This window comes from Pseudomonas sp. S2_B10, from assembly GCF_054668425.1.
On sequence record NZ_CP162768.1, the window covers coordinates 510,170 to 528,673 of the forward strand.

The 18,504-nt window shown below is 60.2% G+C and carries 16 protein-coding genes and 1 pseudogene; 8 read left to right on the plus strand and 9 right to left on the minus strand.

From position 1 onward, the window contains the following. Position 1: 1 nt before the first annotated feature. Positions 2 to 1,105, plus strand: a complete 1,104-nt coding sequence (locus AB4O45_RS02115) for a DNA alkylation repair protein (RefSeq protein WP_460161011.1) — start codon at positions 2 to 4, stop codon at positions 1,103 to 1,105. A 102-nt stretch (positions 1,106 to 1,207) separates the two neighbouring features. On the opposite strand, the gene AB4O45_RS02120 is transcribed toward AB4O45_RS02115, so the two are convergent. After that, positions 1,208 to 1,687 carry a GNAT family N-acetyltransferase gene (locus tag AB4O45_RS02120; RefSeq protein ID WP_056789243.1) on the minus strand — a complete coding sequence of 160 codons (480 nt, stop codon included), beginning with the start codon at positions 1,685 to 1,687 and terminating at the stop codon, positions 1,208 to 1,210. Positions 1,688 to 1,721: 34 nt separating this feature from the next. Further along, entirely contained in the window at positions 1,722 to 2,633 is a 912-nt protein-coding gene (locus tag AB4O45_RS02125; RefSeq protein WP_236168656.1) for a LysR family transcriptional regulator, read from the minus strand. Positions 2,634 to 2,766: 133 nt separating this feature from the next. Here AB4O45_RS02125 and AB4O45_RS02130 point away from each other — a divergent pair, with 133 nt between their 5' ends. Together AB4O45_RS02130 and AB4O45_RS02135 are read left to right on the plus strand one after the other, a co-directional pair. Then, on the plus strand, positions 2,767 to 4,428 hold the full coding sequence (locus AB4O45_RS02130) for a GMC family oxidoreductase (protein ID WP_460161012.1): 1,662 nt from the start codon (positions 2,767 to 2,769) through the stop codon (positions 4,426 to 4,428). A gap of 132 nt (positions 4,429 to 4,560) precedes the next feature. Next, positions 4,561 to 6,183, plus strand: coding sequence for an MFS transporter (locus AB4O45_RS02135; RefSeq protein WP_024013261.1), 1,623 nt, complete (start codon positions 4,561 to 4,563; stop codon positions 6,181 to 6,183). A 53-nt stretch (positions 6,184 to 6,236) separates the two neighbouring features. Here the strand turns inward: AB4O45_RS02135 and AB4O45_RS02140 are convergent, their stop codons facing one another. Then, a complete protein-coding gene (locus AB4O45_RS02140) occupies positions 6,237 to 6,599 on the minus strand; it encodes a DUF427 domain-containing protein (RefSeq protein ID WP_024013262.1) in 363 nt (120 codons plus the stop codon). Between the two features lie 192 nt (positions 6,600 to 6,791). Here AB4O45_RS02140 and AB4O45_RS02145 point away from each other — a divergent pair. Next, positions 6,792 to 8,734, plus strand: a pseudogene (locus AB4O45_RS02145) (DNA topoisomerase III). Between the two features lie 542 nt (positions 8,735 to 9,276). Then, positions 9,277 to 9,606 (plus strand): hypothetical protein, encoded by a 330-nt coding sequence (locus AB4O45_RS02150; RefSeq protein ID WP_056789230.1) that lies wholly within the window; start codon positions 9,277 to 9,279, stop codon positions 9,604 to 9,606. Positions 9,607 to 9,859: 253 nt separating this feature from the next. On the opposite strand, the gene cynR is transcribed toward AB4O45_RS02150, so the two are convergent. Further along, positions 9,860 to 10,747 carry a transcriptional regulator CynR gene (gene cynR, locus AB4O45_RS02155; RefSeq protein ID WP_353187590.1) on the minus strand — a complete coding sequence of 296 codons (888 nt, stop codon included), beginning with the start codon at positions 10,745 to 10,747 and terminating at the stop codon, positions 9,860 to 9,862. Between the two features lie 122 nt (positions 10,748 to 10,869). Here cynR and cynS point away from each other — a divergent pair, with 122 nt between their 5' ends. Beyond that, positions 10,870 to 11,337, plus strand: coding sequence for a cyanase (cynS, locus tag AB4O45_RS02160; protein ID WP_252876487.1), 468 nt, complete (start codon positions 10,870 to 10,872; stop codon positions 11,335 to 11,337). A 58-nt stretch (positions 11,338 to 11,395) separates the two neighbouring features. Beyond that, positions 11,396 to 12,055, plus strand: a complete 660-nt coding sequence (locus AB4O45_RS02165; RefSeq protein WP_460161013.1) for a carbonic anhydrase — start codon at positions 11,396 to 11,398, stop codon at positions 12,053 to 12,055. A gap of 119 nt (positions 12,056 to 12,174) precedes the next feature. Here AB4O45_RS02165 and AB4O45_RS02170 read toward each other — a convergent pair whose 3' ends face one another. Then, positions 12,175 to 13,677, minus strand: a complete 1,503-nt coding sequence (locus tag AB4O45_RS02170) for an aldehyde dehydrogenase family protein (protein WP_460161014.1) — start codon at positions 13,675 to 13,677, stop codon at positions 12,175 to 12,177. Positions 13,678 to 13,873: 196 nt separating this feature from the next. Beyond that, on the minus strand, positions 13,874 to 14,782 hold the full coding sequence (gene glsB / locus AB4O45_RS02175) for a glutaminase B (protein WP_024013269.1): 909 nt from the start codon (positions 14,780 to 14,782) through the stop codon (positions 13,874 to 13,876). A gap of 139 nt (positions 14,783 to 14,921) precedes the next feature. On the opposite strand from glsB, the gene AB4O45_RS02180 reads away from it, so the two are divergent. Next, on the plus strand, positions 14,922 to 15,410 hold the full coding sequence (locus AB4O45_RS02180; RefSeq protein WP_137214906.1) for a GFA family protein: 489 nt from the start codon (positions 14,922 to 14,924) through the stop codon (positions 15,408 to 15,410). Positions 15,411 to 15,509: 99 nt separating this feature from the next. Here the strand turns inward: AB4O45_RS02180 and AB4O45_RS02185 are convergent, their stop codons facing one another. From AB4O45_RS02185 to AB4O45_RS02195, 3 genes are all read right to left on the minus strand, one after another. Continuing rightward, positions 15,510 to 16,796, minus strand: coding sequence for an ATP-binding protein (locus tag AB4O45_RS02185; RefSeq protein ID WP_150741051.1), 1,287 nt, complete (start codon positions 16,794 to 16,796; stop codon positions 15,510 to 15,512). Further along, positions 16,797 to 17,504, minus strand: coding sequence for a winged helix-turn-helix domain-containing protein (locus AB4O45_RS02190; protein ID WP_016775114.1), 708 nt, complete (start codon positions 17,502 to 17,504; stop codon positions 16,797 to 16,799). It lies immediately after the preceding gene. Between the two features lie 262 nt (positions 17,505 to 17,766). Further along, positions 17,767 to 18,375, minus strand: a complete 609-nt coding sequence (locus AB4O45_RS02195) for a MiaE family protein (protein ID WP_041480839.1) — start codon at positions 18,373 to 18,375, stop codon at positions 17,767 to 17,769. Positions 18,376 to 18,504: the final 129 nt, after the last annotated feature.

Genomic DNA, 18,504 nt, shown 5'->3' on the forward strand with positions numbered 1-18,504 from the left:
CATGAGCACCACCGACACCGCCGCCCCGGCGTTAAAGGAAATCTTCAACGCCGAGCGCTTGCAGCACATCGCTGACGAAATGAGCGCGGTGTACCCGGCATTCAAGGCCCAGGCGTTTCTCAAACACGCCCAGGACGGACTCGCTGAATTATCAGTGATGCAACGCATGGCCCGCGTCGCCGAAAGCCTGCACGCCGTGTTGCCGCTGGACTACGAAGATTCCCTCGAAGTGCTGTTCGAACTCGCGCCACGGCTGAACAGCGGGTTCGTCAGCATGTGCCTGCCGCATTACGTCGCGAGCTATGGCGGGCACGCCTTCGATACCTCCATGGATGCCCTGAAATACTTCACCACTTTCGGCTCCTCCGAATTCGCCATCCGTTACTTTCTGCGCAGCGACCTCGAGCGCTCGCTGGAACGAATGCATGACTGGACCCGCGAAGAAAACCATCACGTCCGCCGACTAGCCAGCGAAGGCAGCCGCCCTCGCCTGCCGTGGTCCTTTCGGTTGGAAGCGGTACAAGCGGATCCGCTGCTGGCCGCCGGGATACTGAATCGGTTGAAGGCGGATGAGAGCTTGTACGTGCGCAAGTCCGTGGCGAATCATTTGAATGATGTGACGAAAGTGCATCCGGAGTGGGTGTTGGACACGATTGAAGGTTGGTCGCTGGACAACAAGCATACGGCCTGGATTGCCAAACATGCGCTGCGCAGCTTGATCAAACAGGGCGACGTGCGCGCGCTGACGGTGATTGGCGCGGGGGCTAAGGCTGAGGTTGAGTTGTTGGATGCCCGGGTTGAGCCGGCGGTGGTGAGGTTGGGGGACGCGATTACGTTGTCGTTTACGGTGAAGTCGACGGTGGCGCATGAACAGCGGCTGGTGATCGACTATGCGATTGAGTATGTGAAGGCGAATGGCGGGGTTTCGAGGAAGGTATTCAAGTTGAAGACTCTGGGATTAGCGGGGTTCGGGACTGAGGTAGTGCGACGGAATCAAGTAATCAAGGATTTCACGACGCGCAAGCATTTCGCTGGTCGGCATGGGGTGCAGGTGATGGTTAATGGGGAGGTGTTGGGTAGTGCAGGGTTTGAGGTTTTGATTTGAGAAATGAGTCATTGATTGGTCTTGAAGACCGGTCGCGAATCAGTGCACTGGCAGCCGTGCATCGATAATGAGCGCGGCAGCACAATGGACAAACTCCCGCCTTCAGTAGTTACCAACTTCCGTATGGGACGCCGAATTAAGCCCTGAGGGAGCACCTGTTGTCACAAGCACTTTCAACAGCGTATGGCGACTCCACGGGCCGCAGTACTCAGGCACGTGCGCGATCAATCGGTATCCGCAGCGGGTGTACCAACGGGCGACGTCGTCATCCAGTGTTTCGATCAACGCATCTACGCATGCTCTTTCAACCGCTAATGCCTCAAGCTTGTGCAACACCTGAGTACCCAGCCTGGTTCCACGCCATTGCGCGTTGATCCACAGGTAATTGACAAACAGACGCCTGAATTCGGTTCTACCGGAAGCGCCGCCGATTAGTGCCCCGTTCTCCATCAGCGAACAGGCGATGGCCTCAGCTTGTCCGCCGCGAGCCTCGGACAAGGCTCGGCCATGCTGTAAGACGCCGTCACTGATGGCCTTCATGGTGTCCGGATTGATGTCGCGAACGGTAAGCCATTCCCTCATTGCTGCTCTCCATTGCTAAAAGTCCTTGGCGCTTTCAAGCAAAAGAGGAGCCAACCTGAGATCTTCCCAGCAACAACTCCTGCTCTGCCTCACACAACCCCACCACATAATCCCAGACTACCCGCAGCCGCACCGATTTGTGCAACTCCCGCCGCGTGCTGATCCAATAGCTGCGTTCGATGCTTTCATCCGGCAGCAGCGCCACCAGATCCGGGTCGGACGCGGCCATGTAACACGGCAGCACGGCGATGCCCAACCCCGAGCGCGCCGCTTCCTGCTGGGCGATGACGCTGGTGCTGTGAAAGACCACGCGCGGGCTGCGGCAGAAGCTGTTGAGGAACATCAGTTCCTGACTGAACAGCAGGTCGTCAACGTAACCGATCCACGCATGTCGGCCCAGGTCTTCGCGGCTATGCAGCGGTGGCGCTTTGTCGAGGTAGATTTTGCTGGCGTAAAGCGCGAGCCGATAGTCAGTGAGCTTGCGCGTGACCAGCATGTCGGCGGATGGCCGTTCGAGGTGGATGCTGATCTCCGCTTCGCGGTTGAGGATGCTGACGAAGCGCGGCACGGCGACCAGTTCCACCTCCAATCCCGGATAACGCTCGAACAAGCCAATCATGCGACTGGCGAGAAACTTGATGCCGAGGCCTTCGGTGACGCCGACGCGGATCTTGCCCAGCGGCGCGGTGGACTGGGTGATTTCTTCCTGCGCCAGCAGCGCGACGTTTTCCATCGCCTCGGCGTGCTTGAGCAAGGCCTCCCCCGCCGGGGTCATTTCATAGCCCTGGGCGTGCTGGACGAACAGCGCAGTGCCGAGGCTTTTCTCGATCGATTCAATATGCCGCGCCACTGTCGCGTGGGTGGTGTTGAGCCGGCGCGCGGCAGTGAGCAGGCGGCCGCTGCGTTGCAGCTCGAGAAAAAAGCGCAGGTCGTTCCAGTCGAACATGGCGGGTCCTTGTCGGCTATCGTCGTTGCACGCTGTTTGAAAACGCACAGCGGCTGCGCAAAAACTAACATTCTTTTAACGAAAGCTAACAACTAGAGTGTCCGACAATAAAAACAAAAAGCGAGGTCAGGGCATGCAGACGTCCCTGGATGAATTCGACTACATCGTGGTCGGCGCCGGCCCCGCAGGGTGCCTGCTGGCGAACCGGCTCTCTGCGGATCCACAGCAGCGGGTGTTGCTGCTCGAAGCCGGCGGACGCGACAACTACGCCTGGATTCACATTCCTGTGGGTTACCTGTTCTGCATCGGTAACCCGCGCACCGACTGGTGCTTCAAAACCGAACAACAACCGGGCCTCAATGGCCGCGCGCTGAGTTATCCGCGCGGCAAGGTGCTGGGCGGCTGTTCGTCGATCAACGGCATGATCTACATGCGCGGCCAGGCCGGCGACTATGACGGCTGGGCGGCCGCTGGCAATCCGGGCTGGGCCTGGAAGGATGTGCTGCCGCTGTTCAAACAGAGCGAAAACCACTTTGCCGGCGGCGCTGAATTTCATGGCGATCAGGGTGAATGGCGGGTCGAACAGCAGCGCCTGTCGTGGCCGATTCTGGATGCCTTTCGCAGCGCCGCCGAGCAAAGCGGCATCGCCAGCATCAATGACTTCAACCAGGGCGACAACGAGGGCTGCGGTTACTTTCAGGTCAACCAGAAAGCCGGGGTGCGCTGGAACGCGGCCAAGGCCTTTTTGAAACCGCTGCGCAGCCGGGCGAACCTGACCGTGCTGACCGGCGTCGAGGTTGATCGTGTGTTGCTGGAGAACGGCCGCGCGGCGAAAGTCAGCGCGCAGCATGAAGGTCAGATCAAACAGTTCAAGGCGCGCAAGGAGATTGTTTTGTGCGCCGGTTCAGTCGGCTCGCCGAGCATTCTGCAGCGCTCCGGCATCGGTCCGCGGCCGCTGCTCGAACGCGTAGGGATAGGCGTGATTCATGAGCTGCCCGGCGTCGGCGGTAACCTGCAGGATCACCTGCAACTGCGGCTGATCTACAAACTGGAAAACGCCCGCACCCTGAACCAGATCGCCGGCAGCGTGTGGGGCAAGATGGGCATGGGCCTGCGTTATCTGTATGACCGTAGCGGGCCGTTGTCGATGGCGCCGAGTCAGTTGGGCGCATTCGCCCGCTCCGGTCCCGAGCAAACCTCGGCGAACCTGCAATATCACGTGCAACCGCTGTCGCTGGAGCGCTTTGGTGAGCCGCTGCACAGCTTCCCGGCGTTCACCGCCTCGGTGTGCGACCTGCGCCCACAGAGCCGTGGACGCATCGAGATTCGCTCGGCCGATCCGCAAGCAGCGCCGCTGATCCAGCCCGATTACCTCAGCCATCCAGAAGATCTGCGCGTCGCCGCCGATGCCATTCGCCTGACCCGGCGCATCGTCAGCGCCCCTGCCCTGCAAGCGTTCAAACCGGTCGAATACCTGCCCGGCGACAGCTTGCAAAGCGAAGAACAATTGCATGAAGCGGCGGCGAAAATCGGCACGACGATTTTCCATCCGGTCGGCACTTGCCGCATGGGCAATGACGGTGACGCGGTGGTCGATGCGCAATTGCGCGTGCATGGCGTGCCGGGTCTGCGCGTTGCCGATGCGTCGATCATGCCAAGAATTACCTCGGGCAATACCTGTTCGCCTACGCTGATGATTGCCGAGAAGGCGGCACAACTGATTTTGTCCAGATCTGCAGATATTTCCCATGTGGGAGCGAGCCTGCTCGCGAATGCGGTAGCTCACTCAGCCTAGGAGTTGACTGACAAAAAGCTTTCGCGAGCAGGCTCGCTCCCACAGCAATCATCACCAGACTCAAGCATCGCGCATTACCGGACACGCAACACCAGTGGAACAACAAAAACAATCACTGTGAGGGATACCGATATGTCAGAACACGTTCAGCCGCTGGACGCTGCGGGCAGCGCCGAGACCAGCAACGCCACGCAGAAAGTCATCTTCGCTTCATCACTCGGGACGGTGTTCGAGTGGTATGACTTCTTCCTCTACGGCGCCCTCGCGGCGGTGATCAGCAAGCAGTTTTTTGCCGGGGTCAATGACACCACGGCGTTCATCTTCGCGCTCATGGCGTTCGCCGCCGGCTTCATCGTACGGCCGTTCGGCGCGTTGGTGTTCGGCCGCCTGGGCGACATGATCGGGCGCAAATACACCTTTCTGGCGACGATCATTCTGATGGGCGTGGCGACGTTCTGCGTCGGCCTGCTGCCGACCTACGCCAGCATCGGCATCGCCGCGCCGATCATTCTGGTGGTGCTGCGCATGCTTCAGGGCCTGGCGCTCGGTGGCGAATACGGCGGTGCGGCGACCTACGTGGCCGAACATGCGCCTATCGGCAAACGCGGCTTTCACACCAGCTGGATTCAATCCACCGCGACCCTCGGCCTGTTGCTCTCGCTGCTGGTAGTGCTCGGTTGCCGCTACTTCACCGGCGACCAGTTTGAGGTGTGGGGCTGGCGCATTCCGTTCCTGCTGTCGATCGTCCTGCTGGGTATTTCCACCTGGATTCGCCTGAGCCTGCACGAGTCGCCGGCCTACCTGAAAATGAAGGAAGAAGGCAAAACCTCGAAGGCGCCGATCCGCGAATCCTTCGGCAAATGGGAAAACCTCAAAGTCGTGCTGATCGCCCTGTTCAGCATCAATGCCGGGCAAGCAGTGACCTTCTACGCCGCGCAGTTCTATGTGCTGTTCTTCCTCACCCAGTTCCTGAAAATGGACCCGGCGGTGGCCAACAGCCTGTTGATCATCAGCGTGGTGATCGGCGCGCCATTCTTCATCTTTTTCGGCTGGCTCTCGGACAAGGTCGGGCGCAAACCGGTGCTGATGCTCGGTCTGTTGCTGGCGACCGCGCTGTACTTCCCGATTTTCAAATCCCTGGCCCACTACGCCAACCCGGCGATCGATCAGGCCAGCCGTCAGGCACCGATCACCGTCCTTGCCGATCCCGCCACTTGCACCTTCCAGTTCGATCCGGTGGGCAAGGCCAAATTCGACAGCCCGTGCGACAAGGTCAAGACCTTCCTGGTCAAGCAAGGCCTGCCCTACTCCAGCGTCGCTGCACCTGCGGGCAGCGCCGTGCAAGTGAGTGTCGGCGACGTGAAGCTGGATGGTTTCGATGAGGCGGCACTGCGCGGCGCGATCACCCTCGCCGGCTACCCGCAACAAGCCGATATGCAGCAGATCAACAAACCGATGATCGTCGCCCTGATCGTCGCGCTGATCATCATCTCGGCCATGTGCTACGGCCCGCTGGCCGCGTTGATGGTCGAACTGTTCCCGACCCGCATTCGCTACACCTCGATGTCGCTGCCCTATCACATCGGCAACGGCTGGTTCGGCGGATTCCTGCCCACCGTGTCGTTTGCGCTGGTGGTGTACACCGGGGATATTTTCTACGGGCTGTGGTATCCGGTGCTGATCACCGGGGTGAGCCTGGTGGTGGGGATGATCTGTCTGCGTGAGACGAAGAATATCGATCTCGATAAAAACTGAAAAACCCGCTGACAACAATGGCGAGGGAAGCGATTCTCTCGCCATTTTTTTGCTCAGGCGTCCGCCTTGATCACTTCGAATGTCACCTGGTCCGGATAAAAGGCCACGTAGTCGCGGATCGGTGCGACGGAGACCTTCGGGTTTTCGTACGTCCACACCGCGTTGGCACCCTCATGTCCGGGCACTTGCAGGCTGAAATAGTTGGCGTCGCCCTTGTACGGGCAATAGCTGGTGTGGTCGGTGCGGGCGAAGTATTTTTCGTCGATGTCTTCGCGCGGGATGTAGTACACCGGCGGATAGTTGGCTTCGTTGAGGATCAGCGCGTGGGAGGACGCGGCGACCTGGATGCCGTGGAATTTCACCAGCAGGCAGCCGCTGAGTTGTTCAACGCTGATCACGGGGCTGGGGCTTTTCATGGGGTTCTCCTGAAGACGGCGAAGAGACCGGTTCAGGTATAGCTGATGGGATCGGGTCTGGTTGAGATTGCAGCCGAACGGCGAAAATCTTTGGCAATCGTTTTATCTGTATATCCATACAGATAAAAGTTGCTCACGCTGCAGACTCCAGCCATCCTGTGCGCTCCCACAAACTAACCAGCGATGGTAGCTATGCGGCTGTACCTCTGTGAAAAACCCTCTCAGGCCAAAGACATTGCGGCCGTGCTCGGCGCCAGGCGTCGCGGCGACGGCTGCTGGCTGGGGACGGACGTCACAGTGACCTGGTGCATTGGCCACTTGCTCGAAACAGCGCCGCCGGATGCCTACGACGCGCGCTACAAGCGCTGGGTGCTGGCCGATCTGCCGATCATTCCCGACAAATGGAAAATGACGGTCAAGCCGCGCACCGCCAGCCAGTACAAAGCGGTGAAGCGTCTGCTTGGCGAGGCCAGCGAACTGATCATCGCCACCGACGCCGACCGTGAGGGCGAGATGATCGCCCGGGAACTGGTCGAGCACTGCCGCTATCGCGGACCGATCCGCCGCTTGTGGCTGTCGGCGCTGGACGAGGCATCGATCCGCAAGGCCTTGGCCGCGCTGAAGCCGGGAGCCGAAACCTTCAGCCTGTATCACTCGGCGCTGGGCCGTTCACGCGCGGACTGGCTGATCGGCATGAACATGAGTCGACTGTTCACCTTGTTGGGCCGGCAGTCGGGTTATCAGGGCGTGCTGCCTGTGGGCCGAGTGCAGACGCCCACCCTGCGACTGGTGGTCGACCGCGACCGCAGCATCGCCGATTTCGTCCCCGTACCGTTCTGGGCAATCGACGTGGATTTGCTGCACAACGGCACGACGTTTACCGCACAGTGGCGCGCACCATCAGACGTTTGTGATGATCAGGATCGCTGCCTGAATCAGGCGTTGGCGCAGCAAGCGGCAGCGGCGATCAGCAGTGCAGACAGCGCACGGGTGATCAAGCTGAAAACCGAGCGCATGCGCGAAGTGGCGCCCCTGCCCTTCGATCTCGGCACCTTGCAGGAAGTCTGCTCGAAAAACTTGGCCTCGGCGCGCAGGAGACCCTCGACATCGCCCAGGCCCTTTACGAAACCTACAAAGTCATCACCTATCCGCGCAGTGATTGCGGATTTCTGCCGTTGAGTCAACACGGTGAGGCGCCGTCGATCCTCACAGCGTTGCGCCAGGCCGATTCGAGCCTTGAAGCGTTGCAGGGTTTTCTCGAACCGCAGCGGCGCTCAAGGGCCTGGAATGACGCCAAGGTCAGCGCTCACCACGGCATCATCCCCACCATCGCCGCGAAGAACCTCGAACGTCTGACCGGCAAGCATCGCGCGGTGTACACGCTGATTCGCGCGCGCTACCTGGCGCAGTTCCTGCCCAATCACGAATATGATCGCACCCAGGCCGATTTCGATTGCAACGGGCAGGCGTTGCGCGCGGTCGGCAAGCAGATCATCGAACCAGGCTGGAAGCGCGCATTGCCCGAAGCACTGGCACCGGCCAAGGTCCGCGAAGCACCGGCGCCGCAAACCTTGCCGGCTCTGAGCAAAGGCGTCGAATGCGCTGTGGTGAAGGTGAATCTCAAGGACCTGTGGACGCAGCCGCCAAAACCTTACACCGAAGGCGATCTGATCAAGGCGATGAAGAACGTCGCCAAACTGGTCGAGGATCCGCTGCTCAAACAGAAACTCAAGGACACCACCGGCATCGGCACCGAAGCTACCCGCGCATCGATCATCCAAGGGCTGCTGGATCGTGGTTATCTGGTCAAGAACGGCAAGGCGCTGGCGGCGACACCTGCCGCGTTCAGCCTGATCGACGCAGTGCCGCGCGCGATCGCCGATCCTGGCACTACGGCGATCTGGGAACAGGCGCTGGACATGGTGCAAAGCGGCGAGATGAGTCTGGAAGAATTCGTCACCAAACAGGCTGCGTGGATGAGCAAGCAGGTCAGCCGCTGCTCAGCCCTCAGCCTGACCATCAGCGGCCCGCCGCCTGCCGGCAAAGCCGCAGCGCCGTGGAAGAAAAAGCGCAAGTCGACGGCCAGCAAAACCGCCGGTACGCGCAAACGCACGGCGCGTCCGACGACTCGCTGAATGCATCGCCGTTCCCTTCTCGACGTTGTCGAAACGGATCTTTTCTCATTCCAAAACAGCTTTGTCCGACAATATGTAGTGCTTGAAAATAATCACTACAAAACCGTTGACGGCGTCGTTTTGCTTTTGCATGATGAAGACGTTCCCCGATCGGGAGCACTGGTAACACGCTTGAGCAAACTCGTCTGACCGCCGAGTTGTTTTTTCCGGATACACGCTGCCCACAAGGCAGATTGAAGAAGCTGACCTGGCCTGAACGTCCAGTACAAGGACGAGAAGCGCTGGCGAAAATTCTCAAGACGCTTGTGGCCGACACTGGATTGTCGTCAAGGAGCCTCCCGGTTTTCGCTGCTTCTCCTCGTTGTGACGCTATTGCGTAGCAGTTATTCAACACGACTACATGCAACAGATGCACGACCCCGTACTTCACACGGGCGAACGCTGACGTCCTGGTTTCGGTGCCAGGGATCAACTAACCGATGGGCTACCTGTATTAGCGAATCAACTTTGAAAGATCACCAGACTGGTCAAGGGGCATAACAATGAATCTGAACAATCAACCCACCATCGAAGAACTGGCGCGTATGTTCGCGGCGCAGAAAGACAGCCACGACAGCCATATTCTCTGGATCAGCAAGTCGGGGCAGGTACACATTGACTGCCTGTCGCCTCACGCTGGCGAAGAAGAATTCGACCGCAACCACCAGAACCTGCTGGCCCGCCTGAAGATGTACCGCCGCGGCCACGGTTATGTCGGCAAGAAAGCCGCGGCCGACAAGGACTTCATTGGGAACGTGCTGCAGACGCTGAAACAGGCGTGGGATTCGATGCAGAACAAAAATGAAGTTCGGGTGATTGATCGGTTTTATTGAGTTGTAGATTATTTGACTAAGGGCCTGCTTCCGATTGGGAGCAGGCCCTTTGTTGTTCTTTTGAGTTATGCGGCGTGAGTGCCCCCGTCGCCCCTCACCCCAGCCCTCTCCCGAGGGAGAGGGGGCCGACCGAGTTGCCTCAGCTCAACCGTAGACCTGAATGACCTTGGCGATTATGAGTCAACGAAGCTCGTTCAGGTCGGCGTAACTTGACCAAACACCTCGGTCAGTCCCCTCTCCCGCTGGGAGAGGGTTAGGGTGAGGGGCTTTTCATGCCGAGCACCAGTTCCACAAACGCCAACGCCGCCGCGCTGTGATAATTATTCCTGCGCCGCAACAACGCCGCTCCCCGCTGCGGCGCCTCCCCTTCAACACGCAAGCGGCGCAACGCGCGGTCTTCGCTGGCAATCGCCTCGGGCAGCATGGTCGCCAGCGGCGCATGCCGCACCACTTCCAGCAACGTACTCACCGAATTCACTTCAATCCGCACCTGCGGCGTAATCCCGTGCTCACGGAAATACTCATCCACCGACAACCGCGTAATGAAGCCCGGCGCCAGCAAGGCGAAATCCAGTGAAGCCAATTCCGTCGGCGTCAACACCGAAGGGCTGTCATAGAGCGGGTGCCCAGGCCCGACCATGATCCCCAGCGTCTCGGTAAACGCCGGTATGCATTCGATATCGGCATTGCGTACCGGCGTAAACGCGATCGCGACGTCCAGCGAGTCATCCGCGAGCCCGGCCTCGATGTCGTCCATCGACAATTCGAAGATTTCCAGATGAATCCCGGGAAACCGTGCCCCGTAGTCGCGCACCAACGGCCCGACCAGATACGCCATGAACGTCGGCGTCATCGCCAGGCGCAGGGTGCCGCGTGACAAATCCTTCACGTCGTGCAAGGCGCGCTGCCCGGCCTCCAGCTCCACCAGCACGCGCCGCGCGCATTTAATGTATGCCGCGCCGGCATCGGTCGGTTTCACCGTGCGGGAGGTGCGATCGAACAGGCTGACGCCGAGGGTTTCTTCCAACTGCCGGATCTGCTGCGACAACGTCGGCTGCGATACATGCAGCGCTTCGGCGGCGCGGGTGAAGCCGCCGTGATCGGCAACGGCGAGCAGATAACGCAAATGTCGCAACAGCATGAACACACCATCTATAGGCAGGACTTATGCGAAGCATTGTATATCGATCTTGGACGCTATGAATCAACCGGCGCAACATTGCTTCCACACACAGCAAGCCAACCCCTGAAAGGAGTGACATCATGCAACAGTCCCACGCCTACAACGACAACAGCCTGGCCCTGACTACCCGCGTTCTCGACGCCAAGGCGAAAAAAGATCTGTCGTGGCAGGATCTCGCTGACGGCACCGGCCTCAGCCTGGCTTATGTCACCGCCGCCCTGCTCGGCCAGCATCCGTTGCCGGAAAACGCTGCTCAAGTGGTCGGTGACAAGCTTGACCTCAGCGCAGATGACGTCACCGCTCTGCAGATCATTCCTTTGCGCGGCAGCCTCAGCGGCGTGCCGACCGATCCGACCATCTACCGTTTTTACGAAATGATCCAGATCTACGGCACCACGCTGAAAGCGCTGGTTCATGAACAGTTCGGTGACGGCATCATCAGTGCGATCAACTTCAAACTGGACATCAAGAAAGTCGAAGACCCGGAAGGCGGCTCCCGCGCCGTGGTGACCCTCGACGGCAAGTTCCTGCCGCTGCGTCCGTTCTGATACGCCCGGCCCGCACCCTGCGTGCGGGCCATCTCATTTCTGCCACGAGGACATGCCCATGAAAGCCCTGATCGACGGCTTCCTGAAATTCCAGAACGAAGCCTTCCCGCAACGCAGCGAACTGTTCAAACACCTGGCCACGACTCAGCAACCCGGCACGCTGTTCATCACCTGTTCCGACAGCCGTGTGGTGCCTGAGCTGCTGACCCAGCAAGAGCCCGGCGAACTGTTCGTGATCCGTAACGCCGGCAATATCGTGCCCTCCTACAGCCCGCATCCGGGCGGGGTGTCGGCGACGGTGGAATATGCGGTGGCAGTGCTGGGGGTGACCGATATCGTGATTTGCGGCCACTCCGATTGTGGTGCGATGACCGCAATTGCCCAGTGCAAATGCATGGATCACCTGCCCGCTGTCAATGGCTGGCTGCAGCATGCCGAATCGGCGAAGGTAGTGAACGAAGCGCGCGTGCATGGCAGCGACGCGGCGAAATTGAGCTCGATGGTGCGCGAGAACGTGATTGCGCAACTGGCGAATATCCAGACCCACCCGAGTGTGCGCCTGGCCCAGGAGCAAGGCCGGTTGAATCTGCATGGCTGGGTTTACGACATCGAGACCGGTTCGATCGACGCGCTCTCTTCCGATCGTCGCACCTTTGTGCCGCTGGCCGAGCGGCCTGAGACTTGCGCGATCAGCGCGAAAGCCAGCCACGCTGCCTGACTCCCCACCGTGATCGTTCCCACGCTCTGCGTGGGAATGCCTCTAGGGACGCTCTGCGTCCAGTGACGCGGAGCGTCACGGGCTGCATTCCCACGCGGAGCGTGGGAACGATCAACAGATCAGCGTTTTACCGTGAGATCAACCTGAGTCATTCGGCTGCGCACGGTGAACACGCCGTCACCGGAAAGAATCGCACTGCGCGCGAACAGGCGCCCGCTCTCCCAATTGGAAAGGCCCAGTTCCGGCTTGTTCAACGCGTACTGACCATCGACCCAACGGGTGATGCCGTTGCCTACGAACGGCGCATTCACCGCGTTGTAGAAGCGTTCCTGAACCGCCGCCGCCTCGCTGATCAACGACACGGTGAATTGCGGGCTGTAACGGTTGAACAGCGCAATCGCCTGATCCAGATCGTCAACAATCATCAGGCTGACTTCCGGGGTTTCTTCCCATTCCCACTCGCGGCCCAGGTCCGACTCGGGCAAGGATTCGGCCAGCGCTTCGGTCTGGTAACCCTCGGCGCGATAAACCTCGACTGTTGCGTTCTGCCATTCGCTTGGCAGGCAACTTTCACTGCCCGCGACGATGTGCAATTTGCAGCCTTGGCCGCGCGCAGTACCGGCGTCTTTCAAAGCTTCGAGGAACAGCGGCACCAGCTCATCGGCGCGTTCGCGCTGAATCAGGCAGACGTTCAGGGTGTTGCAGACCTTGCGGTCCAGCGAGTTGCGCACCACCGCCGCGAAGCGTGTGGCATCGGCATCACGTTCGGCGATCAGCCACGCACCGCCGGTGCCGTGCAGGCTGACGGCGGTACCGGCCTGCTGGGCGATGCTGCCCAACTGGCTGACCGCACGGCCCGAGCCGCGCGCCACCGCCAGCGACAGACGCCGATCGGCGAACATCGCCCAACCGGCGGCGTGATTGACACTTTCGACCAACGACACCGCCCCCACCGGCAAACCCGCTTCGGCCAGCGCCGGGTTCAAGGCGTGAGTGACGATGGCTTGCGCAGTGCCCAACGCATCGCTGCCGATGCGCAGCACAGCCGTATTGCCGGTGCGCAACACCCCGGCGGCGTCGGCAAATACGTTGGGCCGACCTTCGAAGACAAACGCGACGATGCCCAGCGGCGAGACGACTTGCTCAACCTTCCAGCCGTCGTGCTCGACACTGCTGATAACTTTGCCCCGCGTGGGCGGCGCATCACGCCAGGCGCGCAGCCCGGCGATCATGTCGCGGCGCATGCGCTCATCGGCGAGCAAGCGTGTGGTCGAGCGACCGCGCGCCTTGGCCCGTTCGATGTCGGCGCGGTTGGCGGCTTCGATCTGCGTCCAGCATTCAGGGTTTTCCAAGCGCTGGGCAAACAGGTCGAAGAATTGACTGATGGCTTCATCGGACACCGCCGACAACGCGGTGAATGCCGCAGCCGCACGCTCGATTGCCACCGAGGCGGCCTGTTGATCGGCCACGGGGATCAGCAACAACTCGCCACTGACCTGCTCGACCAGCAAATGGTCACCGGGCTGAAACCGCGCGGCCAGTTCGTGGCTGACCACGGTGACGCGGTTACCAGCGAAAGGGATCGGCGTGCCAGCGACTAGACGTTCGAGCGCAAGAGACATGAAGCGGATTCACCATGCAGAGGGCGGTCGGAAAATGTAGCGGATTACTGGCTGAAATACACCTCCTCAAACACTAAAGAAACCTGTGGGAGCTGGCTTGCCAGCGATAGCGGTGGTTCAGGCAAATTTATAGTGACTGACAGGGCCTCATCGCTGGCAAGCCAGCTCCCACAGGGTCATGTGGTGTTCAGGTGGGTCAGAACACCGACCAGCCAATCCGCGAGCTCAGCAGTTCCAGCGCTGCCATCCCCGCCAGCGAGTTGCCGGCGGCGTTCAACTCCGGCGACCACACGCACACGCTGAACTGCCCCGGCACCACCGCAACGATGCCGCCGCCGACCCCGCTCTTGCCTGGCAAGCCGACGCGATAGGCGAAATTGCCCGCCTCGTCGTACAAACCGCTGGTGGCCATGATCGAATTGACCTGCTGGGTCTGGCGGCGCGTCAGGATCTGCTCGCCGCTGTGCTTGCAGAACCCGTCATTGGCCAGAAAGCAGAACGCCCGGGCCAGATCGATGCAATTCATCCGCAGTGCGCAATGGCTGAAATAGCTGCGCAACACCGCTTCGACATCGTTGTGAAAGTTGCCGAACGACTGCATCAGATAGGCCATCGCCGCATTGCGCGCGCGGTGCTGGTATTCGGAGTCGGCGACCTTGCCGTCGATCATGATTTGCGGGTTGCCGGACAGACGCCGGACGAAGTCGCGCATCGACAGTGTCGGCGCGGCGAAGCGCGACTGGTTGATGTCGCAGATCACCAGCGCACCGGCATTGATGAACGGATTGCGCGGGCGGCCGCGCTCGAATTCCAGTTGCACCAGCGAGTTGAACGGCTGGCCGGACGGCTCGTGGCCAAGCCGCTCCCAGATCGCTTCGCCGGAATGATCGATGGCCTGCACCAGGCTGAATACCTTGGAAATACTCTGCACCGAGAACGGCGTTTCAGCGTCGCCGGCGCAATACATTTCGCCATCGTTACTGTACACGGCGATGCCCAGCTGGTTGGCCGGTACCGTGCCGAGGGCGGGAATATAGTCAGCAACTTTGCCCTGCCCGATCAGGGGCCGGACGGCGTCAAGGATCTCGTTCAACAGCGCTTGCATGCCGGGTTCCGAAAGTCTCGCCCCATGGGATCGCGGGGACACTGGGGCTAGACGCTGCGCCCGCCGGTCGCATCACACCGGCAAGCATCCAGCAGAATGTTCTAGGCTGAAGCGGACCATTCAGACACAGGAGAGCACCATGCACCTCGAAGGCTCCTGCCATTGCGGCGAAGTCACGTTCAGCCTCGACAGCGCCCATCCTTATCCCTATCAACGCTGCTATTGCTCGATTTGCCGCAAGACTCAGGGCGGCGGCGGTTATGCGATCAACCTTGGCGGCGACGCGACCACTCTCAAGGTTCGCGGACGCAAAAACATCAGCATTTATCACGCGAAGATGAAAGCTGACGGCGACAAGCGCGCCCATCGCAGCAGCGCCGAACGCCACTTCTGCTCGCTGTGCGGCAGCGGCCTGTGGCTGTTCAGCCCGGAGTGGCCGGAGCTGATTCACCCATTCGCCTCGGCGATCGACACGCCACTGCCGGTGCCGCCGGAACACACGCACCTGATGCTTGGCTCGAAAGCGCCGTGGGTCGAGGTGGAGGCCAAGCCGAAGGATCAGCAGTTTGATGAATATCCCGAAGAATCGATCGCCCAGTGGCATGAGCGACTCGGTGTAACTCGCTGAACACCGCGCCCTTCGCGAGCAGGCTCGCTCCCACATTTGGATTGCGATCACCTGTGGGAGCGAGCCTGCTCGCGAAGGGGCCGGGTCAGGCAATATCAATCAGTCCAGATGCGCCCAGGTCATCCTGAACAACGCCCCGCCCCACACCGATTCGCCAACCTCAACCTGCCCGCCATGGGACTGCGACACCCGCCGCACCAGCGCCAGGCCCAGTCCGAAACCACCGGTGCGCCGATCACGGCTGGCATCCAGTCGGGAAAACGGTTCGAAGATTTTTTCCCGTCCCTCCAGCGGCACACCCGGCCCGTCATCGCTGACCCGCACTTCATAGTCATCGCCATTGCGCAGCAGCGACACCTCGACGCGCTGCTCGGCGTAGCGAATGGCGTTGCGCAGAAGGTTGATCACCGCGCGCGCCATGAAGCGCGGTTCGATGCTTACAGTGTCGACCTGGCAATCGGTGATCGACAGCTGCACGCCCACTGCTTCGGCCTCAAGCGCCACACTGCCGACGACGCTGTCGAGCCAATCGGCTGCGTGAATATTCTCCCGTTTGATCACTGTCGCGCCGTGCTCGAGGCTGGCGTAGGTCAGCAGCTCCGAGACCATCTCCTCCAGCTCACCGAGGTCCGCGTACATGTCGGCGATCAGCTCGCGATTCTGGCTCGCGTCGGGTTGCTGTTTAAGCTGATCGAGCTCGAACGACAGCCGCGCGATCGGTGTGCGCAATTCGTGGGACACCGCATTGGTCAGCTCGCGCTGATTGGCGATCAAGCCCTCGATGCGCGCCGCCATCAGATTGAAGTGCTCGGCCAGATCGCGGATGTTCGAGCGCCGCGACAACTGGATGCGCACCGACAGATCGTTGTCGCCGAAACGCTCGGCCGCCAGCCGCAGCTTTTCCAGATCGCGCCAGTGTGGACGCACCCAGAAAAACAGGACGATGCCGATCAGCACTGCGAGCATCATGTACGCCGCGGTGATGTAGAACGGCATCAGGCTCGGCTCCGGCGGCAGCTTGATGCTGAGCAATTGCGAGCCGCCATCGATGTTGCTGATGAACTGCGTGTAATCGTCGCGGATCACCAACAGGTTCCGCGCGAGCTCGGCTTTTTCCTGCGGTGTCAGGGCCAGTTGATCGGCCTCGACCAGACTCAGCGACAGACCATAGTGCGCGCGCAATGAATCGAGTTTCTGTTCACGCTCGGCCCCTTGGCGGCCTTGCAGATGATCGACCAGCGACCACGCCTGACCGCGCACGGCTTCACGGTTGTAATCCTGCGTCTGGCTGTCGAGCAAGGCGTTGAAGGTGTGCTCGACCGTCTGCAACGCCAGCACCAGCCCTACCGTCATCACCAGAAACAGCCCGAGGAACAAACGCAGCATCTACAGCTCCCACGCGAACGGATTGAACAGATAGCCCTTGCCCCACACGGTCTTGATGCACACCGGCTCGCGGGGATTGTCCTTGAGTTTGTTGCGCAGTTTGCTGATGTAGACGTCGACGCTGCGGTTGAGGCCGTCGAAAGCGATGCCGCGCATGCGATTGAGAATGTCATCGCGGGAAAGAATTTTGCCTGCCGCGCTGGCGAGCAACCAGAGCAATTCGAACTCCATGGTGGTCAGCTCGATCAGCTCACCGGTCAGGCGCACTTCACGGCAACTGCGGTCGATGCTCAATTGCCCGAACTCAAGAAAACTCACCACGCTGGTGTCCGGCGTCTGCCGCCGTTGCAGCGCCCGTAGCCGCGCAAGCAATACCGGCGGTTTGATCGGTTTGATCACGTAATCGTCAGCGCCGGACTCCAGACCGAGGATGTGATCGAGATCGTCTTCCTTGGCGGTGAGGATCACGATCGGCGTGTCCGAGACACTGCGAATTTCCCGACAGACCTGCAAACCGCTCTGCCCCGGCAACATCAGGTCGAGCACCAGCACTTTCGGCTTGAATTCCAGGAATGCAGCCATGGCGAGATCGCCACGATGCACCGTGCGCACCTCGTAGCCGTGTTGTTCAAGAAAGTGAGCGATCAGTGCGGCGAGACGCTCATCGTCTTCGACCAGCAGAACTTTGCCGAAACCCAGGTTATCCATAACAACCGTTGCCAAGCCAAACGTGGAAGGGCCGATATTATGCTGGCATTCATCAAACAGGCGATGACGGCAGACAGCAAAAACCGGCCACTTGGGCCGGTTTTCGGTGATGTTTCATACTTTTAAGATTTTTTTACAATCCGACAATGATGTCCGATTGAATTGCGGACCTCTGTAGGAGCTGCCGAAGGCTGCGATATTTTGATTTTCGATTTGTAAAAACAAGATCAAAAGATCGCAGCCTTCGGCAGCTCCTACCCGATCATGCAGCGACCGGCACACCGCTGTGGAAGCGGAATTCCTCGTCCGGCGATTCGATCAGTTCCTGCTCGGCCGCACGGACGCGCTCAATCACCTGCGCGACATCCTTGGCATCACCATACTGATAGGCCAGTTTCAGATAACCCTGAAAATGCCGCGCCTCGCTTTTCAGCAAACCGAAATAGAACTTGCCCAGTTCTTCGTCCAGATGCGGCACCAGTGCTTCGAAGCGTTCACAGCTGCGCGCTTCGATGAAGGCACCAACCACCAGCGTATCCACCAGTTTCACCGGTTCATGACTGCGCACCACTTTGCGCAGGCCCGAGGCGTAGCGGCCGGCGTGCAGCTGACGCAGCTCAATCTTGCGCCGCTTCATGATGCGCATGACTTGCTCGTGGTGCACCAGTTCTTCCCGGGCCAGGCGCGACATCATGTTGATCAGGTCGACATGGGCGTGGTACTTGGCAATCAGGCTCAGCGCCGTGCTGGCGGCCTTGAACTCGCAGTTCTTGTGGTCGATCAGCAGGGTTTCCTGGTCGGCCAATGCCGCCTGGACCCAGGCGTCGGGGGTGCGGCAGCCAAGGAATTCGTGGATTTCGGGAAGGATCATGGGGCTCACGGTAAAAAGGTGTTCGAGCGAAGGGCGCCGATTATACCGGCCTGCCCGCAGACCACCAGCGACGGCTGTTGATATGCATCAAGTCGCAGACGTTCGGGTAGCAACTATAGTTGTGCAACG